Origin of the sequence: Lactobacillus melliventris (assembly GCF_013346935.1) — a bacterium.
GTDB lineage: Bacteria > Bacillota > Bacilli > Lactobacillales > Lactobacillaceae > Lactobacillus.
On the sequence record NZ_JAAEEB010000001.1, the window covers coordinates 189,964 to 216,238 of the forward strand.

The following is a 26,275-nucleotide window of genomic DNA, read 5'->3' on the forward strand; positions in this document are numbered from 1 at the left end:
GTAATTAATGAATGCAAATTTATTTTGTCAGACATGGTAAAACAGAATGGAATTTACAAAGGCGTTTTCAAGGAGCTCACGGTGACTCACCACTTTTGCCTCAAAGCTTAAGTGATATTCAAAAATTGGGCGGTTTTTTAGCTGGCACCAAATTTGCCGGAATATATTCAAGTCCATTAAAAAGAGCTAAGGCTACAGCGGAAGGCTTAGTAAAAACATTGAGCTGTCCTCTTGCAGTTAAAATAGATGATCGTCTGCGCGAATTCGATTTGGGAGCAATGGAAGGTCTCACTTTCACCGAAGCTCAAACTAATTACCCCAAGCAAGTAACTGATATTTGGGATCATCCCGAAAAATATGACGGTCACAGTATAGGTGGAGAAAATTATTCTGAAGTCATTGCTCGCGGTAAAAGTTTTGGTCATGATATTGCGCTGAAGTTTAAGGCGGATGATAAAGTAATTGCTGTAAGTCACGGTGCAGCCTTAGGGGCAATTATGGGAGGATTATTAGGCTATCCGCTGTCAGATATCAGGCGCAACGGCGGCTTAAGCAATACCAGTCTGACAATTTTAGAAACAAAAGATAAAGGCAAGACTTTTAAAGCTTTAGTTTGGAACGAAACAGGATTTTTAGGTAGAAAAATGGTGGATTCAGATTCATTATGATAGAGAAAAGAAAATCAACAGGTAAATCCGATATTGTCCAAAAAAAAATACACGAATTAATTACTTACATTGATGAAAAGCCAGATATCAGTGAAAACTATTTAAAATTGGCCACCTTTTTAATAAAAGAGGGTAGCAGCGATCAAGCTACCGAGTTATTAGAAAAGGCTAAAAATCTGGTTACTCGTCCGCAGGATTTAGATTATGATCTGGCAGTGTGCTATTACTTGCAAGGTGAATTTAAAAAGGCCTTAAATATACTTAACCAGATTCCCAACGACGATTTAGTTTTATACCAAAAGGCTCTCGTTTTTTTCAAAATTGGACAAAAGCAAAAAGCACTTGCTTATGCTTTAACTATTAAACAAAGAGATGCCAAGACGTGGGAATTGATAGGAGATATTTGGCTTAGTCTTGGTGAAATCAATGAGGCAGAGTCAAGTTATAAAAAAATCAGGAAAGAGCAAAGGACGGCAAAAGTAAATTTCATGCTGGGAATCACGAGTTTGACACAAAACCGCCTAGAAGCAGAAAAGCATTTTGCCAAAGCTAAAGAGCAGGATCCCAAAGTTTTTGCCCAAGAAGAGCAAAAGTATGCTTCTGCACTAAAATTAATAACTAATGCGAGAAAGAAAAAATGACAACTTTTACCGGAAAAATTAACAGAATAGTTTTTGAAAATGACCAGGATCTATATAAGATACTTGATGTCACCATAATTGGCAAACTCGAAAAATACGATCGTGATGAAATTAAAGTTACCGGTAATTTTGGTGATGTCCAAGTTGGTGCAACTTATAGCTTTTCTGGCAGGCTAATTGTTCATAATAAGTTTGGCCTGCAATTTCGTTCAGATAACTATAAACTGGCTTTACCTCATGAAAAAGGTAGTTTAATCAGCTACTTGAGTTCAAGTAAATTTCCGGGAATCGGTAAAAAGGCAGCTAGTGCAATAATTTCAGACTTAGGAATGGATGCACTAACAATTTTAAAAGAAAAACCTGAAAAAGTAGCGACTTTGTCATTAACCAAAAAGCAAAAAGATAGTTTGCTAAATGGTGTCAGCTTAATGGATTCTTATTCTGAAACTGTACTAAAATTAGCGCAATTTGGCTTAAATAAAAAAGTAGCTGGTAGACTTTACCAACTTTATCATGGTGACACTCTAACCAAATTGGAAGAAGATCCATATGCTTCTATTGCTGAAGTTACGGGCTATGCGTTTAAAAGTGCCGATCGAATCGGTAGTAAACTAGGAATTAGTTCCGCAGATCCTAAAAGAGTTAATGGCGCTATTTTTCAAATTTTACTTGATGAAGTTGCTAAAGAAGGTAATACCTACATCAAACTGGAACAGTTGCTAACAGAGGCTAGTAAATTGCTTCAAGTTGAGCAATTTGATGTTATAGCTGATTGCGTTAATAATCTCCAGCATCAAGGAAAAGTGGTGGTAATGGGTGAAAATGCAGCGCTGCAAGAAATTTATGAAACTGAAACTGATATTGCCAACGCAATGAAAAATCTAGTGGAAAAAAAGCAAAAGAGTTCAAATTACAGTGAAAAAGAACTAAACCTTGCTATTACTCACGCTGAAACCAAGTTGAAAATTCATTATGATAATACTCAAAAAGCAGCGATTAAAAATGCGCTGACTAATCCAATCTCAATTTTAACTGGTGGTCCAGGGACTGGCAAAACTACTATCATAAACGGTATTTTGTTAGCATTGAAAGAGCTGGCCGAAATACCATCATCGTCTCTTTATAGTACAGACCCACCATTTTTACTCGCTGCACCTACCGGTCGTGCTGCAAAAAGAATGGAAGAAATCACTGGTATTACCGCTAAAACAATCCATCGCTTATTAGGATTGGGAATTGGAGAAAATGATGCAACTGATTTGAACGAATTAAATGGTGAGATTTTAATCATTGATGAAATGTCAATGGTAGATATGTTTTTGTTTAAACAGTTGGTTTATAGCATTAATGAAACTAAGCACATAGTTTTTGTAGGTGATAAAGACCAGCTACCATCAGTGGGCGCTGGAAACGTATTTGCTGATTTGATCAAATCGCAAGCTTTTCCCACTACAGTTCTCAAGCAAATCCACCGTCAAGGTGATGATTCCAGCATTATCACACTTGCTCATGACATTAATATGGGTAAAAATGTCCAAGAATTATTTCAAAAAACCAGCAACTATTCCTTCATTTCTTGTCCACCTCATGAAGTCGCTCACGTAGTTAGTCAAATTGTTGAGCGAGCTTTGGCAAAAGGTTTTAATCCCGATGATATCCAAGTCTTAGGGGCTATGTATCAGGGCGATGGCGGAGTAAATAATTTGAATGATGTAATTCAGGAAATTATGAATCCAGCTAAGCCAAACAGTAAAATTCTGGAAGTGCATGACGAGATTTTTCGTATTGGTGATCGCATTCTACAGCTGCAAAATAATCCGGAAAAAGATATTTATAACGGTCAAATCGGCAAAATTTTAGCAATTGATAACGAAAATTCGCAAAAGTGTATGGTTGCTGACTTCGATGATAGGGAAATTACTTTTAGCAAAAAGGATCTTTTCGATTTAACTAGAGCATATGCAATTACTATTCATAAAGCCCAGGGTTCTGAATTTCCTTTAGTTATCCTTAGTCTGACTATGCAAAATTATGTCATGCTCAAACGTAATTTGTTATATACTGCTGTTACTCGTGCAGAAAAAAATTTGGTTTTAATTGGTGACCCTCGTGCTTATGAAATGGCTTTGACTACTTCAGGTAACGATCGCAAGACTGGCTTAACTACTAAATTACAAGCGACGTTAAAAGTTGAGCCCAAGGAAACTAAGAAGCAGATTCCAGCTAAAAGTGACCAAGACGTTGTATCAAATTCTGAAGATATAAGTTCTGAGAAAAAGAATTATATTTTGACACCTGAATTGATATACTCAGGGCAGATAGATCCTATGATTGGGATGCAAGATGTCAAGTTAGTAACAAGAGCGGGGTAAAAATTCGCTATGATAGGAAAAAATACTGATTTGAAAGAGTTTAATGATGCTTTACAAATATGGGTTAATAATCATACTCATGTTTTACTGCTGGATCAAAATACCCTGGAAGTTGAAACAATTTATCGAGATTCTTTTAATGAGTCAGTTTATTGTTTTGTAGAAAGAACTGCAAAAGAAAAGTTTATTGTCAGTGATGATGGCCGTTCACTTTTTAAGCTTGATCCTAGTGCAAGTGACGTTGATTTAATCGCAACTATTGGTGATATAGCAATAGCCTCAGAGTTTAATTTTAATCTCCAAAATGGCGTTATCAGTGCTAAAGCTGACAGAGAAAATTTAATCGACACCATTATGCGTTTAGCGCAACTACAAGTAAATATTTCATATCTTAATTAAAAAATTTTTCAAATAAAATTTTTATTGCTTTTTTTAAAATATAATGATTAAATTAGTAATATTATTTTATTTTAATCTGGGGGGAGCAAAGTCTATGACAATAGTTTTTGATCAGGTAAAGAAAAATTACGGTAAAAAGCCAGTTTTACATGATATTAACATTAAAATCCCTTTGGAACCTACAGTAATTGGTTTGGTTGGACCTAATGGTGTGGGAAAATCAACTATGTTAAGACTACTTGCAGGAGTACTAGTACCAACTGAGGGCACGATCAGGAATGATCAAACGAAAGGATCCTATTTTAAATGGGCAAGTTTGCACACAAGTTTTGTTGCCTCTGGAGAGAGGGGTCTTATGTACAGACTAAATACCCTTGAAAACGGAATGTACTTTTCCTCACTTAAGGGAATTAGTACTAAAAGAACGGAAAATAATATTCGTAAGATGGCTCAAGATTTTAATTTTTCAAATGAACTTAATACTTTTTTTCAGAACTTGTCCACTGGCTTAAAGAAAAAAGCTGCTATCTTGGTGGGAGCTGCAATGGGAACAGAAGTTTTACTCTTAGATGAACCCTCGAACGGTTTGGACATAGCAGCTCAAGAGGATTTAGCCTCTTTTATTCTGGATTTAAAAAATAAGAATGGCAATATTATTTTCATTTCTTCTCACGATACACAGATGCTCTCTGGAGTTGTTGATCATTATCTCTTCGTAAGAGATGGCCAAATAGAGCAAAATATTGAACATAAAATGGCTGAAAATGACCTAATTTCTGAGTACCGTGGAATTTATAAGCGAAAGTAGGAAACAAAATGAAAAAAATTAAAAAGCTATTTAATATTTTTTGGATACAATTATATTTAGAGCTAAAACTACAAATTCGTTATGTTAATTCTGCTATTAGTTCGCTTGTTTTATATGCCGGAGCTTTCTTAGTTGTTATCCTTTTCACCAACCCTGCCCAGTTGGGCCAGGCCTATGGTACCAAACAAGGGGTTTTATTTACCATTGTTGGCTTTTTGTTTTGGAGTATTGGTATTGCCTCATTGGGTGGATGTAGTAATGGGGTGGAGACTGATGAGCGAACTGGTCTGCTTGAAAGTGAAACTCAATCCGTCTTTCCCTTGTGGGTTCTATACTTTATTCAAACTTTGGCAGAAAACTTATTTGTTTGGATCTATCTCTTAATTATAGGACTTGTAGCCTCGTTTTTTTCAATGTTTACAGTAGCGGAATTATTAAAAGCTATATTATTGACGTTTGCTTTTTCCTTAATTTCCAACTTAGGAATGTTTGGCATCGGAATGATTTTTGCTTCTGGCTCCATTAGATTTAAAAGAATGGGACAGTGGGCTACTATTTTGCAGGCTTTATTGCTAATGTTGTCAAATGTTTATTTTCCAGTATATAATGCTTTTCAGGAGGTTATTCCTTACGTGGGCGGCATCGAAATAGTGCGGCAAATATTTCTTGGTCATGGAGTTTCATTGTCGAAACTGATGTTATTGATAGTGGTAAATGTAATTTGGTTCTTGTTTGGTATATTGATTTTCAATTATTGTATTAAAAAAGAGCGCAAAAACGGTTCATTTGACGCATTTTAAGTTAGAGAAAGGTGATATTTATTTTAACGTTTAAAAATGTTAAATGGGGAACAAAAAATTATTTTAAAGTAAAAAAATTATATTTAAGTGCATTTCCAAAAAGAGAGCGGTTTCCAATTAGTGGCTTGCTTGCAATGGGTCTGCAAAAAAGAGTAAATTTTCAGGCCGTTTATGACCAAGAAAATTTTATAGGCTTAATTTTCTGGACTTATGCGAAGCAAATCATTTATATTGGGTATTTGGCTGTTAATCCAATCTGGCGTGGCAAGGGCTATGGTAGTGAGATTTTAAATCTAATGAAAAGAAACCATCCAGGTCAGGAAATTGTTTTGGACATTGAACCAGTTATTAAAACAGCAAAAAACTACTCTCAAAGGATCAACAGATTATTATTTTACAAACATAATGGCTTCAAACTAACTCAAGATAATTTAGTTGACGAAGGAGGTCGTTATTCGATTTTAAGCTCAGATAAACACTTTAAAAAGCGTAGTTTAAGTCAACTGCTTGATCATATGAGTTTTAATTGCTATAAGTATAAAATTGTAAAAAGGTAATAATAACTAGCGGTCTAAAAGACTGATATTAAAAAGTGTATATCTTATTAAGGCAAATGTAGTCAAACACAAAAAACCGAGCATAGCAAATGCTCGGTTTTTGTGCTTTTTCTAGGTAGTGACAAAACTAATTTTTTTAGCGTAAAAGATTAAAACTTGAAACAGAAAAATTAATGTTAAAAATATTACGTTTAATTTCTTCCCCATCTACTTGGGCATATTCTTTTTTTATTGTTGTTACTTTAACTTTATTAGTTTCAAAATAATGAAATTGAGGGTCATTGACATGTGAGCCATCTTTTAGGAGGTTGATAAATAGTTTAATCAATTTGGCTAAGCTAAATTTTTCAACCACCACGGTGTATATTTTATGGCTGTCAATTCTAGCACTGGGTAAAAGGGGAAGACCTCCGCCCAAATAGGGATGATTAGTTGTGGTAACCATGAAAGCATCGTCAAAATGGAATTTTTGACAATTTTTTTCAATATCGACAATAAAAGTATCTTGCTTGGTAACAGTTGCTAAAACATTACAGCCGTAAATTAATTTACCTTCACTAAGATGATTTAGAACCTTTTTCAATTTTGAAATATTACTATTATGGTTGACAAATGCGTCAAAGCCAATGCCAAAGCTATTGGCAAAATAATACTTCTTATTAGGGGCAATATCAGGAAAAATAAAAGTCCCGCAGTCTATCCGCTCTGGTTTAAATTCTTGTTGTAAATGATCTATAAGAACTTTCGGATCATTAGTTAAGTTAGCAGCGCGCGCAAAGTCATTACCTGTTCCTGCAGGTAGGTAGGCAATAGGAGTTTTCGGATTTTGGGATCTTTTAATTCCATTTAGCACCTCATTAAGAGAACCATCACCACCGATTACTAACAAAATTTCCGTGGGTGAGTGCTTTTTGTCACCATATTCTTGCGCAATGTAAATAGCTTCCCCGGCATAAGTACTTTTTCGCAAGTCAAAGTTAATGTTTTCATTGATTAATAAAGCTGTGGTTTTCTTGAGTGCTTTTTTGGCACGCCCGTTACCAGCTACTTCATTAACCAAAAGATGTATTTTTAATTTGTTATCCATAAAATTTCATTCATTACATAAAAAGCCCTTAAAAAGGGCTTTTCGTTATTTTTTCTCAACTAACATTGGTAAAATCAGCGGCCGTCTTTTTGTCTTAGAATATAGAAAATCAGAAAGGTTAGTAATAATGGCATTGCGAATTACACTGTCTTTAGGATGCTCCGTTTTGTCCATTTCAGACTTTATAATGTGATAAATATGCTTTTGAGCCTGGTTGATTAATTCAGTAGATTCACGCATATAAACAAAACCACGACTCAAAACATCGGGGCCAGCTAAAACGCGTTTGTGCTTGTAATCAACTGTTGCAACCACAACTACCAATCCATCTTCAGATAAGACTTGCCGATCATGAACGACAACATTGCCTACATCGGCTGTGCCAGAGGTATCAACATAGACATCGCCAGCTGGGATATGACCAGCTATGCGGGAGCCTTCTGGTCCAAAGCAAATGACTTCACCATTTTCCAAAACAAATGTATTTGCTTCCGGAACTCCTGCTGCTTGTGCCAGTTCGGTATGAATGACCTGCATGCGGTATTCACCATGAACAGGAATCATGTACTTAGGTTTTGTTAGGCGAACCATCATCTTTAATTCTTCTTGACCACCGTGTCCTGAAGTATGGACATTATTAATGCGGCCATGAACCACGCTGGCGCCACCTTCCATTAACTTGTTAATCAAATGATTAACGCTTAATGTGTTGCCAGGTATTGGGTTTGAAGAAAAAATCACTGTATCGCCGGGCTGTAAACTAATTTGTCTGTGGGTTCCATTTGCTATTCTGGAAAGAGCAGCTAAAGGTTCGCCTTGTGAGCCGGTACATAAAATCATCACTTGTTCAGCTGGTGTGTGATTTATTTCATTAGCATCTACAATCAGACCATCAGGAACGTTCAAATAGCCTAAATCAATGCCATTTTGCACACCGTTTTCCATACTGCGTCCAAAAATGGCAACTTTACGTCCAGTATCTATTGCTGCCTGGATAGCAGTCGATACGCGGTAAAGATTAGAGGCGAAGGTAGCAAAAATTATGCGACCGTGGATCCCCGTAATGATGTCATGCAATGATTTAGCTACAAAACGCTCGGACTTAGTAAATTGGGTGACTTCAGCATTAGTTGAATCGGATAATAGCACCAAAACTCCCTCGTTACCTAATTTAGCCATCTTTTGAAAATCCGGAGCAGGTTGGTTCATTACCGGTGTTAAATCAAATTTGAAGTCTCCTGTAAACACGACCGCACCTAATGGGGTATGAACAGCTATGCCTAAGGTATCCGGAATAGAGTGAGTGGTTCTGAAAAAAGTAACCGTTAGTTTCTTGAATTTAAGAACAGTGTCCTCGTGCTCTTCGTGTAATTCTGTTGTCCGCAAAATGCCGTGTTCTTCAAGCTTGCCCTTAATTAAAGCTAGGGCAAATGGGGTGGCATATACGGGAATTTCCGGAATCTTTTCTAGTAAGAAGGGGATCCCACCAATGTGATCTTCGTGTCCGTGGCTAACAACAAGTGCTTTAATCTTTTTACGATTTTTAACTAAATATGAATAGTCAGAAATGACGTAATTAATACCAAGAAGATCATCTTCAGGGAATTTAATTCCGCAATCCATAATAATAATTTCGTCTTGGTACTGTACACAGTACATATTCTTGCCTATCTCGTGCAACCCCCCGATTGCAACGACGGCAACTTCATTATTTTTTATTCGCACAGATATTACTTCTTACTCTCAAAAGAAGTTAGCTTAAAATCAGCATGCTCCTTTTCGTAAGTCAGTGAATTGCCGGCTAATTCTTGGATGAGTTCAATATTATAGGGGGTATTTTCCTCAACCATAGTCCTTGCGGCGACCAAATTTTCTGCCTCAAGGTAAAGAGTTTTAGTTGTTTCCCGTCTAGGATTGACAACCTTGTCTTTTTGATACAAAACTTTGTAGATCATATTTGTATTCTCCTTATTCAGTTAATAAAACGTTCTAATTTTGGACAGCATTAAAGCTTCCAATAGCTAGTAAAATTCTACCATACATGCAAAAACAAGTATAGAATCAAGTTTTGCCAGCTTTATTAAAAAAGCCGTCAAAACGATAGCTGACGACATAAATATTTGTGAAAAATTAATAAATGACTACGGTATTTTCATCTAATTTAAATGGGTCTTGTTTATTGATGCGGTCGTAAAAAAGATGACCCCGCAAATGTTCAATTTCATGTGACGCTACGATTGCAGGATAATCCTTTAACCGGACTGTTTTTTCTTCACCAGAAACAGTATAATAATGAATTTTCAATTTATCAGGACGGGGCACATAACCATCAATTACTTTGTCAACGCTTAGACAACCTTCACCTTCACTTAAACAAGCTTGTCTGACAGATTCGGACAAAATTTCCGGGTTAACAAAAGTTTCCTTGAAAACTATTTCATTTTGATCATTTGGTACTAACAATGAGGCCATCTGGACGCTCTCACCAACCTGAGGTGCGGCTAAACCAACGCCAGCACGTAATTGGTGCTTTTTTGCAATTTTAGGATCTTGAGAGTTAATCAGATATTCCATCATTTCTTTTGCTAAATTTTGATAATGTTCGCTTAAAGGAAAAGTTAGTGGTTTGGCTACCTTGCGTAATACCGGATTTCCATCTCGGGTAATATCTTTCATTAAAATCAATTACATTCACTCTTTCATAAAAGTTTATAGTTATATTTGTAACATAAAATAAACTAATTTGTCTGCTTTTTATTCTATACTAAATTTTTAATTTGAAAAAGAGGGATAAACGTTGACCCTTAAACAGTTAGGTGGTAAAATCAATGAGCGTAAATATACAGATATGAAACACTTCGATCAGCATGTTTTTGACGTGCCGCCGAAACTGTGACCACGTCACAGTTTTTTTATTGAGGAGTGGAGGAGGAATACTTTTGTCAGAAAAAAGAAGAAACGATATTAGAAATATAGCTATCATAGCGCACGTTGACCATGGTAAAACTACTTTGGTTAACCAATTATTGAAGCAATCCGACACTCTCCCTGAACATATGGCTCTGGAAGATCGGGCAATGGACTCCAACGATATTGAGCGTGAGCGTGGTATTACTATTTTATCTAAAAATACTGCGGTTAAGTATGGCGACACTACCATCAATATTTTGGATACTCCAGGACATGCCGATTTTGGTGGTGAAGTTGAACGAATCATGCATATGGTCGATGGTGCCTTATTGCTGGTTGATGCTTATGAAGGTACTATGCCGCAAACTCGTTTCGTACTCAAAAAGGCATTAGAGGCTGGAGTTAAGCCCATTGTGGTTATCAATAAAATTGATCGTCCTGGTGCTCGTCCGAAAGAAGTTCTTGACGAAGTTTTGGAATTATTTATCGAACTTGGTGCTAACGATGAACAACTTGATTTTCCAGTCGTTTATGCATCGGCCTTGAATGGTACCTCATCCTATGATCCAGATCCTGCTAAACAGGAAGAAACGATGAATCCTATTTTTGACACTATTATTAAGGCTATTCCTGCGCCTATTGACAATGCTGATGAGCCTCTGCAGTTCCAAATTACAATGCTTGACTGGGATGATTATGTTGGTCGAATTGGCGTTGGCCGTATTTATCGCGGTAAAGTTAAAGTTGGCGATAATATCACTGTGATGAAGCGTGACGGTTCTACCCAAAACTTTAGGGTTACCAAATTATTTGGTTTCTTCGGTTTGAAGCGTAATGAAATTACTGAAGCTAAAGCAGGGGATATCATTGCCATTAGCGGTATTAACGATATTTTTGTTGGTGAGACTATTGCTTCTGCCGAAAATCCGGAAGCATTGCCACTTCTTAAAATAGATCCGCCAACTTTGCAAATGGATTTTGTTGCCAATGACTCACCATTTTCTGGTCGTGAGGGTGACAAAGTTACGCCTAAGAAGTTAGAGGATCGACTAATTAAGCAAACACGTACCGATGTGTCGTTAAGAGTTGAGCCGACAGACCAATTGAATGCCTGGACTGTATCTGGTCGTGGTGAATTGCACCTTTCAATTTTAGTTGAAGAAATGCGGCGGGAAGGTTTTGAATTACAATTATCAAGACCAAAGGTAATTTATCGTGAAATTGACGGCAAAATGTGTGAACCATTTGAAGCTGTCCAGGTTGATACTCCTGATGAATATGTTGGCTCTGTCATTGATTCTCTTTCACAAAGAAAAGGTGAGATGAAGAATATGACTTCAACTGGCAATAATCAAACCCGTTTAGACTTTTTGGTTCCTTCTCGTGGCTTAATTGGTTACAATAATGAATTTATGTCCCAAACCGGTGGCTACGGCATTATGAACCACAGTTTTGATTCATATAAGCCAGTTGTCAAAAATTGGGAACCGGGCCGGCAAAATGGTGCTTTGGTGTCAATTAGCCAGGGCAAATCAACTACATATTCTCTACAAACTGTTGAACAACGTGGTGAATTATTTATTGGTGCTGGAGTAGAAGTTTATGAAGGGATGATTGTTGGCCAATCTTCTCGTGATCGTGATATTGCGGTCAACGTTATCAAAGGTAAGAACTTAACAAACACTCGTGCTGCTGGGAAAGATCATGCCGCTGCAATCAGAACTCCTAAGACCTTAACTCTAGAAGAGGCTATTGAATTTTTAAATGATGATGAATACTGTGAAGTAACTCCTGATTCAATTAGATTAAGAAAGAAAATTCTCAATACTTCAGAAAGACAAAAAGCTGATAAGAAACGTAATAAAAAATAAATAAATGTTTTAGAAGGGCACTCACTGATGAAGTGGTGCTCTTTTTGTTTTATAATGCTTATAATAAAGGTAGATTAAGTTACAGAAGGAGAGGTCGGCTAGTGCGGCAAAAACTTCACCATTTAAATTACAATATTTTCATACCTTATATTCTCTTAGTCGTTTTTGGAATAGTAATGGTTTATTCGGCTAGTTCGGACATATTATTAGTTAATGGCTTTAACCCGGCAATATATGGTATTCGCCAGGCTCTGTATGCCGTCTTTGCCGTTTTTGTCTGCTGTGCTCTGTGCTTTTTCTTAAAACTAGAAATTTTTAAGAGTCGCAAATTTGTTATCTGGTTTTTAGGTCTTAGTTTTTTGCTGCTCATTTACCTAATTCTCTTGAAAATTTTTAAGGGATCTGCCGCAGCTGTAAATGGTTCTGTTGGCTGGATTGATTTAAAGATAATAAAGATTCAACCATTAGAAATTGCCAAACTCTCGCTGATAATTTATTTAGCATATTTTTTAGACCGTCATGATGGAGCTTTTAAAAAAGGCCAAATTATTCATAATTTATATAGGCCAGCAATCTTAGCTGCTTTTATGATGTTTTTGGTTATACTTGAACCGGATTTTGGCGGTACTGCTATTTTAGCCATGATTGTGATTATCATGTTTTCTGTTTCTGGTGTTCCTGCTAAAAATGCAGTATTATGCTTAATTGGTATTGCAGTTGGAATATATTTGTTTATCTTCCTGGTTATCAAATTGAATCCTGCTTTCTTACAAAATAAGTATCAGTATCACCGTTTTATGTCTTTTCTGCATCCTTTTGAACTTGAGCAAAAGGGTGGTGCCCAGCTAGTTAATTCGTATTATGCTATTCATAATGGTGGTTTGCTCGGGGTAGGATTAGGCAATAGCATGCAAAAACGGGGCTATCTCCCGGAACCTTACACAGACTTTATTTTAGCTATAATTGCAGAAGAAATTGGGGTTATTGGTGCTCTAGTCATACTAAGTATTATGTTTTATCTGATATGGAGTATCATGGAAGTTGGTATCCATGCCAGTTCTCAATTCAATGCTCTGGTATGTTTTGGAGTTACTACAATTATCTTTATTCAAACTCTGTTTAATGTAGGCGCCGTGCTTGGTCTATTGCCTATAACCGGGGTCACGTTACCTTTTATTTCCTACGGTGGCTCTTCTTTGATTATCTTATCAGCCGCTATTGGGATTGTACTGAACATATCAGCAAATGAACGAATCGAAAAAGAAGGAAGTTTTAAATGAGCATCAAGCAAGACTTAACCAATAAAAATATTAGCCAAAGGCTGAGCATTATTGTTTATTTAAATTCAGTCAGTAACCAATATAAGCTAAGGCATTATGGTGATATAGTATATTTTTCTAAAAAATTTGGTTATTGTATTTTATATGTAAATCAAAATGAGATCGAGCAAGTTATGCGGAATCTGAATGCACTTGATTTTGTTGACAGGGTTGAAAAATCAAAATGGGATCAAATCGATCTTTCAAGTGATCATATTGAAAAACAAATTACGGCTTTAGCAGCGGATGCTGAAAGAAAGTTACAAGAACGTCAGGAAAATACAGAACAACTATTATGAGAATTATTTCTGGAAAATATGCCAAAAGAAATTTATTTACTTTAAAGAGTCAAAAGACAAGACCGACTAGTGATAAAGTTAAAGAGTCACTGTTTAATTCATTAGGTCAATTTTTTTCTGGTGGTGAAGTCCTTGATCTATATGGCGGAAGTGGTGCTTTAGCAATAGAAGCCGTTTCTCGCGGTTGTCACCATGCCGTGATAATAGACATTAATTACCAGGCCGTAGCGATTATTCGCAAAAATATTGCCTTGACCAAAGAACCTAATCTTTTCTCTGTATATAAGATGTCCAGTAAAGCCGCCTTGAATAAATTGGCTGAAGAGCAACAGAAATTTGATTTAGTTTTTTTGGACCCGCCATATGCAAAGCAAAAAATTGCGTCTGATATGGCAAAAATGCGTGATTTAGCTTTGCTACATCAAGGGGCAATAATAGTAGCTGAAACAGATGATCAGACGGATTTGGAGGTAGTTGCTGGTTTTGAGTTTATTAAAGAAAAGCACCTGGGTAAAACCATTATCCGTTTTTATCGAAAGGAATAAAAAATAATAATGAGTGTAGCAATTTTTCCGGGCAGTTTTGATCCTGTTACTAATGGACATGTTGATGTTATTAAGCAGGCAGCTGCAATTTTTGATAAAGTTTACGTAGTAGTAATGGTTAATACGGCTAAAAAATATCTTTTTAAGGATAACGAAAGGCAAAAATTATGCCAAGCTGCTGTTAAAAACCTGCCAAACGTTGAGGTGCTGCTAAAGCCTGATCAGCTGACAGTTAATGTAGCACGAGATTTACACGCAAATGTTATCGTGCGGGGAGTCAGAAACACTACAGACTTCTTATTTGAACAACAGATTGCGGAAATGAATAGAAAAATGGCAAATGATATTAGTACAGTCTTGCTTTTTACTAAACCGGAAAATAGTTATGTTGCATCTAGTATTATTAAAGAAATTGCACAATTTAATGGTGATTTTAATAGTTTCTTGCCCAGCGAGGCTGCAGAGGCTTTAAAGGAAAAATTCTCATGAATAAAGTAGAAAATCATGCTAAAAGAAATAGTAAAACACGTAAATGGCTGCTTTTTATTCTGACTCTTTTTCTAGTTTTTATTGGGTTGAACTGGCCGACAAATTATTATATTGAAATGCCGGGAAGCGCAGTTCCAGTAGGACAATTTGTGAAAAGTAAGGCCAAGGCGCCCAATAATTTCTATCTTGTTACAGTTAGTGAAACTAGCCAGCCGGCATCAGTCTGGGAGTACCTTTTTAGTTATACTCAAAAATATGCCAGTCGCATTCCCAAGTCTGAATTACTGGGTAATTCAAGTAACAGTCAGTATCAGGAACTACAAAATTGGTATATGCAAACAAGTCAGCAAAATGCACTTTATTGTGCGGCTAAAAAGGCAGGTCTTAAGCCTAAACTGCATTATAAAGGCGTATATGTTATGCAGGTACAAAAGGGTTCCAGTTTTAGAAATAAATTGCAAATAGGAGATACCGTTTTGGGAGCAAATGGTCATAAATTTCGCTCAACTGAAGAAATGATCAATTACTTTCAAAAGAAAAAGATTGGCTCTGAAGTTGTAATTAATGCTTTGCGTGAACAGAAAAAAATAGATTTCAAAGGGAAAATCGTTAAAGTTGAAGGGACAGGAAAGCCAGGTATTGGCATTCAATTGGTTGAACATTTACAGGTCGAAACCCATCCTCAAGTAACGATTAATGCTGGCGCTATTGGTGGTCCTTCAGCTGGTTTAATGTTTACCTTGACCAGTTACGAAGTCTTTTCAGGTAAACATTTGGCTCCAGGACATAAAATAGCTGGAACTGGAACTATCAGTCCAACTGGAAAAGTTGGCATGATTGGCGGCGTTGATAAAAAAGTAGTAGCTGCTGACAAAGCCGGCGCTGAAGTGTTTTTTGCCCCGACGGATACTGCAGGAATGAAAAAAGTCACCAGCAATTATTTATTAGCTAAAAAAACAGCTAAGCAGATAGGTACTAGAATGAAAATAGTTCCCGTTCGTACTTTTGATGATGCACTCCATTATTTACAACAAAAATATCAATAATTACTAAAAGCCCAAGTTTTTGGGCTTTTTTTGCGTACTTATCAATGGGGGTTGAAAAAATGAACTGGGAAAAAATTAAAGCTTTTATTGAGGAACACAAACAATATTTTTTCATTGGGATAGTCCTTTTGGGCATTGTTCTAGTAGTTTGGTCTCAAAGGCCAAACTCAAATGACACTTTTGACGAAATAGATTATAAAAATGAGAATACTGTGCAAAATAAAAATCAGTCCGGCAGTGACGCAAGTAAACAGTTGTCAAATACTGAATCTGTTACCAAAAAGGTTGCCGCGACTAAGCCTAAAGATGTGACCTGTGACATATCAGGCGCGATTAATCACCAAGGCGTCTACACTTTAAAAAGTGGAGCACGTTTAAACGATTTAATTGCGGCCGCAGGTGGGATTAAGAATAATGCGCAGCTAAAGAATGTTAATCGAGCATTGATATTGAAAGATCAAGATAAAATTCACATTCCATACAAAGGTGAAAAAATTAAAGCAGAGCAAGTCGTTGAATCGGTTTCTTCCAATGCTTCTAATTCTGCCCCTGAGACAACAAGTGACCAAACTAATGCCGATAACAAGGTGAATATTAATACTGCAAACATAAGTCAACTGCAACAACTAAATGGTATTGGTGAAAAAAAGGCTCAGCAAATTATTGCTTACCGTCAAAAAAGCGGAGAATTCAAATCTGTTGAAGATTTAATGCAGGTATCAGGAATTGGAGAAAAGACTTTTGCTGCGCTTAAAGACCAACTGGAAATTTGATATTCTGCGACCTGGGTTTTTCCTGCTACTGGCCTTATTACTAATTAATTTAAGTTTCTTGAAATATCAATGCTATACCTTTGTGCAAAAATGTACTTGCCTATTAATAGTTTTTTATTTAGTTTTTTTACTATTATTTAAATTTAATTCTTTAAAATGGCTAATTTTTATTATTCTTTTGGCAACTATTTTTGGTTTTCACTCTGACATGAGTAAAACTAATTTTGCACTTAAACCTAATACAGCTATTACCTTTTTTCCAGACAAAATGAAAATTTCCGATGACTGGTTTACGGTTGAAGGGCAGACGGCTGGAAGTAAGATTTTAGTTTCTGGCAAATTGAGTTCAAGTCAGCTAAAGCAATTAAATTATGGCTATAAAGTTATATTACATGATTTGTCTGGTGAGGTTAACCCAATTGAACCAGCTTCGAATTATGGAGAATTTGACCAGCAAAAATATTACCGCAGTAAAAAGATTACTCAGCAAGTTAATTTAACGAGCTTTAAGATCCAAATTAAGAAAGGAGGATTAGCAAATTACCTGCATTACTGGCGTTTTCAGTTAAAGAAATTTTTGCAAAAGTTTCCACCGATTTTGTCTTTTTTTAGTAATGAACTTATATTGGGAGAAAGCCCTGACCAGAAATTCCAAACAATACTCAATAATTATCGTGACCTCGGTGTCATTCATATCTTAAGCATTTCTGGTTTGCATGTTGGTATTTACACGCTAGTAATAAGCACAATGTGCTATTACTGTAAATTAACTGAAAAAGAAACTTTCATTTTTTGCTTGTTTATCTTATTAATCGGTATTTTTCTAAGTAATGGTCAAGCTGGTTTTATTAGAGCGAGTTTAACCTATATCTTGGGGCAAATTTTTTCGTTGCATAAGCTAAAAATTAATAAGGCAGATCTGCTAGGATTAACGGCTGTTTTGCATATGTCCGTCAATCCTCGACTCATGATGAGTACTGGAGCTCTTTTAAGTTACACTTTAGCCTTGGGCCTTGAAATGACTAAAAGCCTGACTAAGTTTAGACAGTCCTGGGCTTTAAACAATTTGTTATTGCCACTACTTTTATTTCATTTCTTTCAGTTTAATCTGATAACGGTCTTTTTTAATTTGTTAGTGGTACCATATTTTAACTGGGTTGTTATGCCCTTGACTTTTTTTAATTTAATTATTTTTAACATTAGTCCCCGATGTAGTTATTTCCTTGAAAAGATACTTGAACAAGGTGAGAAAGTAATTGCGAAGGTTTCTAATAGTAAAATTGGTCTTTTAACATTCGGAAAAATTAATTGGTGGCAATGTCTGTTTTTATTACTGCTAACTGCTATATTGTTAATGTTAATAAATGAAAAGTCTAAAAGTCAAAAACTGATCAGACATCTTTTTAAGCTTGCGTTCATTATGTATGGATTAATCTTCTTAACGATTCATTTTCCCCTCAAAGGTCAAGTAACTTTTATTGATGTAGGACAGGGAGATAGTATCTTAATTTCTACGCCCATTTTTAGGCGTGTTTATCTCATTGACGTTGGTGGAAAGTTAAATTTTAACGGTAAAAAAATAACCCCGCAGATTAATAAAATCACCGTGCCTTTTTTAAAAGCACAGGGAATAAATAAAATTGACGGAATTTTTCTTAGCCATCAGGATGCCGATCACGTAGGGGACTTAAGGCCACTTTTGAGTCAAATTCGGGTAAAAAAATTGTATATGGCGCAAGGATTGATCAGAAATCCTTCATTTTGCAAAAGAATAACAGGTCGAATTCAAAAAGGGCAGATTGTACAGCTGTTAGCCGGTGAAACAATAAATGAGCCACCAATTTCCTTTAAAGTTGTATATCCCTTTAAGCCAGGTATTGGTAAAAATGAAGATTCACTTTCGTTATTATTTAAATTAGCAAACAAAAGCTGGCTTTTTACCGGAGACCTGGGCCAAAAAGGGGAACTGGAAATATTGAGCCGTTATCATTTACATGCTGATTATTTTAAGTTAGGACATCATGGAAGTCGAACCGCTTCCAATAAAGAATTTTTGCAAGCTTTGCAACCAGAAAGAGTCTTTATTTCTGCTGGCCGCAAGAATCGCTTTGGGCACCCTCATCCAGAAACTATTGCTACTCTTCGAAGCCAACATATTCCATGGGCTTCGACTCAGGACTGTGGTATGATAACTTGGAACTATGGTGTTTTAATAAAACCCAAATTTAAAAGATTTTTGCCGGTGATTAAAAAATGACATTACTTTCTTTATTTAAAAACTCAAATAAAAAAATTTTGCATACTTTAATTAATGGAAATGATAGTTTTTTAAATGAATATCTTACTAGCTCGTATATACATGATGAGATTTTCGCAGACTATGAAAAAGTATCCGTTGATTGCGAAGCAGAGGGGCTAGACGAATTAATTACTGATCTTACTGAATCAAGTCTTTTTAGCCAGAAAAAAGTAATAACAATTAAGAACCCTTTTTTCTTAACGTCAAAGGTTTCCCAAAAATATCAAAAGCAGATCATCCAACTGCAAAATATTTTTGTAAATACTGCAAAACTTGAAGATGTCATAGTTATTGTCGCCTCTTATGAAAAATTAGATCGGCGCAAAAAAATAACGAAGTCCGTCACGCAAAATTTTAACGTTGTTGAGACTCAAGTTCAACCGTACGATTTGAATAAAGTAATTAAAGCAATTATAACGACCGAGGGCTATCATATTACAAATTCTGCTGCAACATTGTTGCTTGAACGCAGTGACCAGGTTTTAGATATAGTTTTAAGTAATTATAATAAGCTGAAGATGGTAGCTGTTGACAGAAATATCACTACTGAAATAGTTGAAAAGAATGTTGATTTATCACTAGCACAAAATATTTTTGCAATTTTAGATTCAGCTTTAGCCCAAAACTACCAAGAAGCTATCGCTCGGTTAAATAATCAACTTCAAAACGGAAATAATCCAATTCAAATACTTGCGGTTTTTGAAAACCAATTAGAAATGATTTTGCTAGTTAAAATACTTAAAGCAAGAGGGAGAAGTGAAGCTGAAATTGTAAGAAAACTTGGTGTTCATCCTTATCGTGTTAAGTTGGCGCTAAAAAATAAGTTAGCAAAAGAAAAAGTAGCACAGCTATTAGAGCAAGCAATTAAACTGGATTATAATTATAAAAATGGTCAATATCGAGCCGATAATTTTTTGAAGCTCTTTATTCTTAATGTTTAATTACGTATAAATTTTGGTAAATAAAAAGACAGAAATGATTTTCACTTCTGTCTTTTTGATTATCATTTAATCAAATTATTATTTTGCAAGTTTAGCTAAACGGCTCTTATCACGGCTAGCTTTATTCTTGTGAATAAGTCCTTTTGAAGCTGCCTTGTCAATAGCACGAGCAGCAGCTACATGTAATTCGGAGGCGTTATCAGCACCAGCAGCTTGAGCAGTCTTGAACTTCTTAACGGCAGTTCTTAACTTGTTCATTTGAGCAGCATTGCGCTTTCTAGCAGCATCTTGAGTCTTAACACGCTTAATAGCTGATTTGATTTGTGGCATAAAATTCACCTCCATTGATCGTAATTCTACTTTATAGATTATACTGAAAGATAATTGCAGATGCAAGATAAATTATACTTGCTTTTTAAAAAAATTGTCTGTATTATACTATTGTTGTGAACCGTTAACGCTGTTTGCACGCTCACACCTGACGGTTAACGTTGTTAACGGCAATTATTTTAGTGAAAGGTGAAAATATTATGGCAATTTCAAAAGCTGAAAAAGATGAAATCATTCAAAAATTTGCGACTCACGAAGGTGATACAGGTTCAACTGAGGTTCAAGTGGCAATCTTGACTACAGATATTAACAATCTGACTGAGCATATGAGAAATCACTCACATGACCACCATTCTTATGTTGGCCTGTTGAAGAAAATTGGTCACCGTCGTAACTTGCTTCGTTATTTACAAAACAAAGATATTAATCGCTATCGTGAATTAATTAAGAAGTTAGGCTTACGTCGTTAATTTTAATTGAGATCTAAAAAAGCTGGTTCGAGTATTGAATCGGCTTTTTTATTTTTGTCATAATACCATTTTATGCTAGAATAAAAAAAGATACTTTTTACGTTGTGATCATCTGATCCATAAATAACAACTGAATAGCAATTAAAGAAAAGGAAATATAATGACTGATCAAGTTAAAATTATGATTCTGAGCGGTGTTCGTGAGCAAGGAAAAGACATGTTCGCTGTTCAAGTTAATGATGAAATTTTTGTTCTTGATGCCGGCCTTAAATATCCCGACAGTACATTGTTTGGAATAGATCTGGTTATTCCAGATCTGGATTTTTTCGAGCAATATGGTGATCAGGTAGTCGGCATCTTTTTGACACATGGACATGCAGATTCAATTGGGGCACTACCTTATATTCTACGAAAATATGACATTCCAGTTTTTGGCTCCCAATTAACAATTGAATTGGCTAAGATAACAGTAAGACGTGAGAATAAACGGTGTAAAAACAGTCTCTTTCACGTGATTGATGCGGAAACAGAGATTGAATTTAAAAACGCCAATATCTCTTTTTTCCCAACTACGCATTCCATCCCTGATTCTCTTGGTATTGACGTGCATACTCCAGCCGGAGAGGTGGTTTACACAGGCGATTTTAAATTTGACCCTTCCGCTGCTCCTAAATACCGGACTGATCTAGATCGATTAGCTGAAATTGGTCAAAAAAAGGTATTAGCTTTATTAAGTGATTCTTCAAATGCAGAGGCATCTTTACCAAATGTTGCTGAACAGAACATTGGAGATTATGTTACAAATGTTTTTCGTAATGCAAATGGTCGGGTAATTGTTGCTGCAAAAGCCTCGAATTTGATTAGAATTCAAGAAGTTTTAAACGCGGCCTATCAAACGGGTAGACATGTTTTACTGACTGGAAGAGATTTAGCCAAAATCGTTCGTACTGCAATGAATCTGGGTTATTTGAATGTCCCTAAAGGTTTATTAATGAGGGTTAAAAATTTAAAAGAAACTCCAGATGAAAAGACGGTTATTTTGGAAACCGGTCAAATGGGTGAGCCCTTAAATTCATTGCAAAAGATGGCTAAGAACCGTCACAGCATGATCACAATTCATAAGGGCGACCTAGTCTTTATTGCGACGACCCCTTCTCATTCTGTGGAAACGGTTGTGGCACAAACCAGTGATCTGGTTTATCGTGCTGGTGGGACCGTTATTCAATTAGGTAAGGCAAAGCATACCAGTGGACACGCGACAGGCCGTGATTTGCAACTACTTATTGATATTTTGAAACCGCAATTTTTAATTCCCGTTATTGGTGAATATCGACTGCTTGAAGTACACAAGGACTTAGCTATTAGGGCAGGAATGGATAAAGATAATATTTTTATTACCAAGAATGGAGATTGCTTAAACTACGATTTCAATCAAAAGCGACTTTATTTAACAGATCCGGTCCCAGGTGAGGATACGATGATTGACGGTTCTGGTATCGGGGATGTTGGTAATATTGTTTTACGAGACAGAGAAGTATTATCAGATGACGGTATTTTCATTGCTGTAGTCACTATTGATCGCCGTAAGAAAAAGATTATTGCTCAACCACAAGTTACCAGCAGAGGCTTTGTTTACATTAAGGCCAATCAGCAACTGATGCGTGACAGCATTGAATTGATTAAAAAAACTATCAATAATAATTTTGAACATAAAAAATTTGATTGGACTGAAATTAAGCAAGATGTTCGTAATGATTTGGAAAAGTTTCTCTACCGCAAAACGAATAGACGCCCAGTAGTTTTACCAGTAGTAATGGAAGTTAACCAAAACCGCCATCGTGCTATGCAGAAGAGAAACAGCAAGAGCGAGTTGCCCAAGAAAGAAACTCATCATCCTGTTGATGTCAATAAAACCGGTCAGAGAATTATCAAGAAAGATAAATAAATGACCTCATTAAGTCAAAAGAATCTGCTTAGTTTAGCCCAAAAATCTGCAGCAAAAGGAGATTTTGCTCAAGCAATACAAAATCTTGAAGAAGCACTAAGAGACGGACCAAGTAATGAAGTCATACTTAGTCTTTGCGAGCTTTATCTCAAAGATAAACAAAATTATTCAGCTTATGAGCTAATTAAAGAAGAAAAAGACTTGTTTACTAATCCTAAAATTTTTCGCGAATACAGTAGAATTCTGAAAATGAATCACTTTGCTATTGAAGCATTAGAGGTAAAAAATATTACCGCATACGAGTTACCGGATTTAGTTGAACCTGTTAGTAAGACGAAGCAGCAGCAAATAATGGTTACTTTCAAGCAAAAAAGCAAGCCGACAAAATTTGATTACGAACAATTATTTAAGTTAGATTTACCAAATTTTAAAAATTTTGCTCAGAGTTTGTTGCTGGATCCAAGTTTAAACTTTGCAATTCGGCTGGTTTTAATTGAGGATTTGTTTCGCCTGGGACTTCAAAAAACATTTAGGGTTTTGGTATTGGGGCAGGAAGAGCAATTTATTCCACAAAAAATAAATTTACTCGAAAAAGATGCGATATATCGAGAAGTTGTATCAGGCATCGGCTCTCGGTATTATCATAAACCGAGCCAGCTTCCTGCAGTTTTAGGCGAAGTAAATTTGATTTTGGGCAGTCTTTATCCTAAACTATATAAGTATGTTGATAATCCTGACAGTTTTGCCAGTGACATTGCTTCTTATATTGAAAATCATGATGGCCGAAGCAATCAAAAACTGTTTGAGAAAATCGATAATAATATATCCGAATAAAATTGGATAAAATGTCTTTACTTTTTCAAAGTATTTAGTATAATAGCAAAGGACGTTTTCATTAGGCATGGCTCTATGCATTAAAATACTAGGCATTTGCCTATGAAAGTAGTACAATATTCAACAGAGAACTATCCGTTACTTACTCAACGGACTTCTTGCAAATTTACAGGAGGGTCATTTTAATGGCAGAAAAAGAACATTACGTTAGAACAAAGCCACACGTAAACATTGGTACTATCGGTCACGTTGACCATGGTAAGACCACTTTAACAGCGGCTATTACTAAAGTTTTATCAGAAAAGGGCTTGGCTAAGGCAGAAGATTATTCAGAAATCGATGCAGCTCCAGAAGAAAAGGAACGTGGTATTACTATTAATACCGCTCACGTAGAGTACGAAACTGAAAATCGTCACTACGCCCACATGGATGCCCCAGGTCACGCCGATTACATCAAGAACATGATTACTGGTGCCGCACAAATGGATGGAGCTATTTTAGTTGTTGCCGCAACTGATGGTCCTATGCCACAAACTCGTGAACACATTTTACTTGCTCGTCAAGTTGGTGTTAACTACATTGTTGTTTTCTTAAACAAGACTGACTTAGTTGACGACCCAGAATTAATTGACTTGGTTGAAATGGAAGTTCGTGACTTGTTGACTGAATACGATTATCCTGGTGATGACATTCCAGTTATCCGTGGTTCAGCATTGAAAGCTTTACAAGGTGACAAGGAACAAGAAGAAGTTATCATGAAGTTGATGGACACAGTTGATGAATACATTCCAACTCCTGAACGTCAAACTGATAAGCCATTCTTGATGCCAGTTGAAGATGTCTTCACTATTACTGGTCGTGGTACTGTTGCTTCTGGTCGTATCGATCGTGGTACAGTTAAGATTGGTGATGAAGTTGAGATTGTCGGTTTGGTAGATAAAGTTCTTAAATCAGTTGTAACTGGTTTGGAAATGTTCCACAAGACTTTGGACTTAGGTGAAGCTGGAGACAACGTTGGTGTATTGCTTCGTGGTATTGACCGTGACCAAGTTGTTCGTGGACAAGTTTTGGCTGCACCTGGCTCAATTCAAACTCACCACGAGTTTAAAGGCCAAGTTTACGTTTTGAAGAAAGAGGAAGGCGGACGTCATACGCCATTCTTCTCAGATTACCGTCCACAATTCTATTTCCACACTACAGATATTACTGGAGAAATTGAATTACCAGAAGGTACTGAAATGGTTATGCCTGGCGATAACACAGAATTTACTGTTAAATTAATTAAACCAGCAGCCATTGAAAAGGGTACTAAATTCACTATCCGTGAAGGTGGTCGTACTGTTGGTGCTGGTCAAGTTACTGAAATTCTTGACTAGTTCGTTAAAAACAGTTTAAAAAGATGTACTTCTTCATAGAAGTACATCTTTTTTTGCCTAAGTTTGTTTTTTGCGAGCGTTTAATGTAAGATAATTTAGTATGTAACGATGCAATTTAACTTGACATTGGAGGTATTTAATTAATGTCTGTAAAATGGAATAAAACCGATAAAACTACCGGTGAACTTACTTTTGATATTCCCCAAGCTGATGTAAAGCGTGGGCTAGATCAAGCCTTTAAAAGGGTAAAGGGTAGCCTGCGTGTTCCCGGCTTTAGAAAGGGACATGTTTCTCGTGTGATCTTTGATCAATATTACGGTGAGGAATCTTTATATGAAAATGCATTAAACATTGTGCTGCCAAATGCTTATTCTGCAGCAGTTAAAGAAGCTGGTATTGCTGCCGTAGGTCAACCCCAAATTTTGCCGGTTTCAATGGAAAAAGGTCAAGATTGGCAAATGAAAGCCACTGTTACTATTGAGCCAGAAGTAAAATTGGGTGAATACAAGGGAGTTGAAGTTCCAAAACAAAACACTCGTGTATATGCTAAAGATGTTGATGCCAAATTAAAAGAAGAGCGTGAAAAGAACGCTGAATTAGTATTGAAGAAGAGCGCAGCTGCTAACGGAGATACTGTTACTATTGATTATAAGGGAACAGTTGATGGTAAGGCATTTGAAGGCGGCTCAGCTGATGATTATTCACTTAGTTTAGGCTCAAATACTTTTATACCAGGCTTTGAAGATCAATTGGTTGGTCATAAGGCCGGTGACGAAGTTGATGTTGTTGTCACATTTCCTGAAGACTATGGTGCAAAAGACTTAGCTGGTAAAGAAGCTCATTTTGCTACTAAGATTCATGAAGTTAAAACTAAGCAATTGCCTAAGCTAGATGACGAATTTGCTAAAGATGTAGACGATTCAGTCGATACTCTTGATGATTTAAAAGAAAAAATCAAGAAGGACTTAAAGTCTCAAAAAGAAGAGGCTGCAAGAGACGAAATCGAACAAGCTGCTATTGAAGGTGCAGTTGCTAATGCTACTATCGATAAGATTCCGGATGCTATGATTCAAGAAGATATCGATACGCAAATGAATCAATATTTAGGCAATATGCAGCGCCAAGGCATCAGCCCTGAAACATATTACAAGATAACTAATACGACAGAAGCACAATTGCGTTCACAATTCAGTAAAGATGCTGAAGAAAGGGTTAAAACTAACCTTGTCCTTGAAGCTATTGTCAAAAAAGAAGATATTAAAGCTTCACAAGAAGAAATTGACAAGGAAATTAAGGACCTGGCAGCCGAATACAACATGGATGAAAAAACTGTGCGCAATACTTTGACTGATGATATGCTTTCACATGATATCAATGTTCGTAAGGCTATTAAAATTGTTGCTGACAGCGCAAAGCAAGTTGCTAAATCCAAAACAAAAAAAGATGAAAAAAAGTCTGACGAAAAATAGGATTTTAATATCTAGGTAAAAAGGTGG

General features: G+C 36.1%; 26 protein-coding genes. 21 read left to right on the forward strand and 5 right to left on the reverse strand.

Annotated features, from left to right (window positions below; genetic code table 11):
• Positions 1–11 precede the first annotated feature (11 nt).
• The 7 genes from GYV61_RS00895 (at position 12) to GYV61_RS00925 (ending at position 6,245) form a co-directional block, all read left to right on the forward strand.
• A complete protein-coding gene (locus GYV61_RS00895; protein WP_174794411.1) occupies positions 12–668 on the forward strand; it encodes a histidine phosphatase family protein in 657 nt (218 codons plus the stop codon).
• Positions 665–1,309, forward strand: coding sequence for a tetratricopeptide repeat protein (locus tag GYV61_RS00900; protein WP_174794412.1), 645 nt, complete (start codon positions 665–667; stop codon positions 1,307–1,309). The genes GYV61_RS00895 and GYV61_RS00900 overlap by 4 nt, the downstream gene beginning before the upstream one ends.
• The gene (gene recD2, locus GYV61_RS00905) at positions 1,306–3,681 is read left to right on the forward strand and encodes an SF1B family DNA helicase RecD2 (protein ID WP_174794413.1); all 2,376 of its coding nucleotides are present in this window, start codon (positions 1,306–1,308) and stop codon (positions 3,679–3,681) included. The genes GYV61_RS00900 and recD2 overlap by 4 nt, the downstream gene beginning before the upstream one ends.
• 9 nt (positions 3,682–3,690) lie before the next feature.
• Positions 3,691–4,080 carry a DUF1828 domain-containing protein gene (locus GYV61_RS00910; protein WP_174794414.1) on the forward strand — a complete coding sequence of 130 codons (390 nt, stop codon included), beginning with the start codon at positions 3,691–3,693 and terminating at the stop codon, positions 4,078–4,080.
• A 94-nt stretch (positions 4,081–4,174) separates the two neighbouring features.
• Positions 4,175–4,888 carry an ATP-binding cassette domain-containing protein gene (locus GYV61_RS00915; protein ID WP_174794415.1) on the forward strand — a complete coding sequence of 238 codons (714 nt, stop codon included), beginning with the start codon at positions 4,175–4,177 and terminating at the stop codon, positions 4,886–4,888.
• Positions 4,889–4,896: 8 nt separating this feature from the next.
• Positions 4,897–5,688 carry an ABC transporter permease gene (locus GYV61_RS00920; protein WP_046324761.1) on the forward strand — a complete coding sequence of 264 codons (792 nt, stop codon included), beginning with the start codon at positions 4,897–4,899 and terminating at the stop codon, positions 5,686–5,688.
• Between the two features lie 134 nt (positions 5,689–5,822).
• Positions 5,823–6,245, forward strand: a complete 423-nt coding sequence (locus tag GYV61_RS00925; RefSeq protein WP_046325200.1) for a GNAT family N-acetyltransferase — start codon at positions 5,823–5,825, stop codon at positions 6,243–6,245.
• Positions 6,246–6,381: 136 nt separating this feature from the next.
• On the opposite strand, the gene GYV61_RS00930 is transcribed toward GYV61_RS00925, so the two are convergent.
• The 4 genes from GYV61_RS00930 to def form a co-directional block, all read right to left on the reverse strand.
• Complete coding sequence (locus tag GYV61_RS00930; protein WP_174794416.1) at positions 6,382–7,332, reverse strand: diacylglycerol/lipid kinase family protein; 951 nt, start codon at positions 7,330–7,332, stop codon at positions 6,382–6,384.
• A 45-nt stretch (positions 7,333–7,377) separates the two neighbouring features.
• A complete protein-coding gene (rnjA, locus tag GYV61_RS00935; protein WP_174794417.1) occupies positions 7,378–9,057 on the reverse strand; it encodes a ribonuclease J1 in 1,680 nt (559 codons plus the stop codon).
• Positions 9,058–9,062: 5 nt separating this feature from the next.
• Complete coding sequence (locus GYV61_RS00940; RefSeq protein WP_046324764.1) at positions 9,063–9,287, reverse strand: DNA-dependent RNA polymerase subunit epsilon; 225 nt, start codon at positions 9,285–9,287, stop codon at positions 9,063–9,065.
• Between the two features lie 175 nt (positions 9,288–9,462).
• Positions 9,463–10,017 (reverse strand): peptide deformylase, encoded by a 555-nt coding sequence (gene def, locus GYV61_RS00945; RefSeq protein WP_174794418.1) that lies wholly within the window; start codon positions 10,015–10,017, stop codon positions 9,463–9,465.
• Between the two features lie 254 nt (positions 10,018–10,271).
• Here def and typA point away from each other — a divergent pair, with 254 nt between their 5' ends.
• The 9 genes from typA (at position 10,272) to holA (ending at position 19,824) form a co-directional block, all read left to right on the forward strand.
• A complete protein-coding gene (typA, locus tag GYV61_RS00950) occupies positions 10,272–12,113 on the forward strand; it encodes a translational GTPase TypA (protein WP_174794419.1) in 1,842 nt (613 codons plus the stop codon).
• A gap of 101 nt (positions 12,114–12,214) precedes the next feature.
• Complete coding sequence (locus GYV61_RS00955) at positions 12,215–13,393, forward strand: FtsW/RodA/SpoVE family cell cycle protein (protein ID WP_174794420.1); 1,179 nt, start codon at positions 12,215–12,217, stop codon at positions 13,391–13,393.
• The gene (locus tag GYV61_RS00960; RefSeq protein ID WP_174794421.1) at positions 13,390–13,731 is read left to right on the forward strand and encodes a DUF2129 domain-containing protein; all 342 of its coding nucleotides are present in this window, start codon (positions 13,390–13,392) and stop codon (positions 13,729–13,731) included. Before GYV61_RS00955 ends, GYV61_RS00960 begins: the two co-directional genes overlap by 4 nt.
• Positions 13,728–14,276 carry a 16S rRNA (guanine(966)-N(2))-methyltransferase RsmD gene (gene rsmD, locus GYV61_RS00965; protein ID WP_046324769.1) on the forward strand — a complete coding sequence of 183 codons (549 nt, stop codon included), beginning with the start codon at positions 13,728–13,730 and terminating at the stop codon, positions 14,274–14,276. Before GYV61_RS00960 ends, rsmD begins: the two co-directional genes overlap by 4 nt.
• Before the next feature lie 9 nt (positions 14,277–14,285).
• Positions 14,286–14,765, forward strand: a complete 480-nt coding sequence (gene coaD / locus GYV61_RS00970) for a pantetheine-phosphate adenylyltransferase (protein WP_174794422.1) — start codon at positions 14,286–14,288, stop codon at positions 14,763–14,765.
• Positions 14,762–15,811 carry a SepM family pheromone-processing serine protease gene (locus tag GYV61_RS00975; RefSeq protein ID WP_174794423.1) on the forward strand — a complete coding sequence of 350 codons (1,050 nt, stop codon included), beginning with the start codon at positions 14,762–14,764 and terminating at the stop codon, positions 15,809–15,811. Before coaD ends, GYV61_RS00975 begins: the two co-directional genes overlap by 4 nt.
• Before the next feature lie 59 nt (positions 15,812–15,870).
• Entirely contained in the window at positions 15,871–16,584 is a 714-nt protein-coding gene (locus tag GYV61_RS00980) for a ComEA family DNA-binding protein (protein WP_174794424.1), read from the forward strand.
• The gene (locus GYV61_RS00985; protein WP_174794497.1) at positions 16,553–18,841 is read left to right on the forward strand and encodes a DNA internalization-related competence protein ComEC/Rec2; all 2,289 of its coding nucleotides are present in this window, start codon (positions 16,553–16,555) and stop codon (positions 18,839–18,841) included. The genes GYV61_RS00980 and GYV61_RS00985 overlap by 32 nt, the downstream gene beginning before the upstream one ends.
• The gene (holA, locus tag GYV61_RS00990) at positions 18,838–19,824 is read left to right on the forward strand and encodes a DNA polymerase III subunit delta (protein WP_174794425.1); all 987 of its coding nucleotides are present in this window, start codon (positions 18,838–18,840) and stop codon (positions 19,822–19,824) included. The genes GYV61_RS00985 and holA overlap by 4 nt, the downstream gene beginning before the upstream one ends.
• Positions 19,825–19,902: 78 nt before the next feature.
• On the opposite strand, the gene rpsT is transcribed toward holA, so the two are convergent.
• A complete protein-coding gene (rpsT, locus tag GYV61_RS00995) occupies positions 19,903–20,154 on the reverse strand; it encodes a 30S ribosomal protein S20 (RefSeq protein ID WP_046324775.1) in 252 nt (83 codons plus the stop codon).
• A gap of 200 nt (positions 20,155–20,354) precedes the next feature.
• On the opposite strand from rpsT, the gene rpsO reads away from it, so the two are divergent.
• From rpsO to tig, 5 genes are all read left to right on the forward strand, one after another.
• Positions 20,355–20,624 carry a 30S ribosomal protein S15 gene (rpsO, locus tag GYV61_RS01000; RefSeq protein ID WP_034979304.1) on the forward strand — a complete coding sequence of 90 codons (270 nt, stop codon included), beginning with the start codon at positions 20,355–20,357 and terminating at the stop codon, positions 20,622–20,624.
• Positions 20,625–20,784: 160 nt separating this feature from the next.
• A complete protein-coding gene (locus GYV61_RS01005) occupies positions 20,785–22,569 on the forward strand; it encodes a ribonuclease J (protein ID WP_174794426.1) in 1,785 nt (594 codons plus the stop codon).
• A complete protein-coding gene (locus GYV61_RS01010) occupies positions 22,570–23,403 on the forward strand; it encodes a tetratricopeptide repeat protein (RefSeq protein WP_174794427.1) in 834 nt (277 codons plus the stop codon).
• 185 nt (positions 23,404–23,588) lie between these two features.
• The gene (gene tuf, locus GYV61_RS01015; RefSeq protein ID WP_045928030.1) at positions 23,589–24,779 is read left to right on the forward strand and encodes an elongation factor Tu; all 1,191 of its coding nucleotides are present in this window, start codon (positions 23,589–23,591) and stop codon (positions 24,777–24,779) included.
• Between the two features lie 143 nt (positions 24,780–24,922).
• On the forward strand, positions 24,923–26,248 hold the full coding sequence (gene tig / locus GYV61_RS01020) for a trigger factor (protein ID WP_046324778.1): 1,326 nt from the start codon (positions 24,923–24,925) through the stop codon (positions 26,246–26,248).
• Positions 26,249–26,275: the final 27 nt, after the last annotated feature.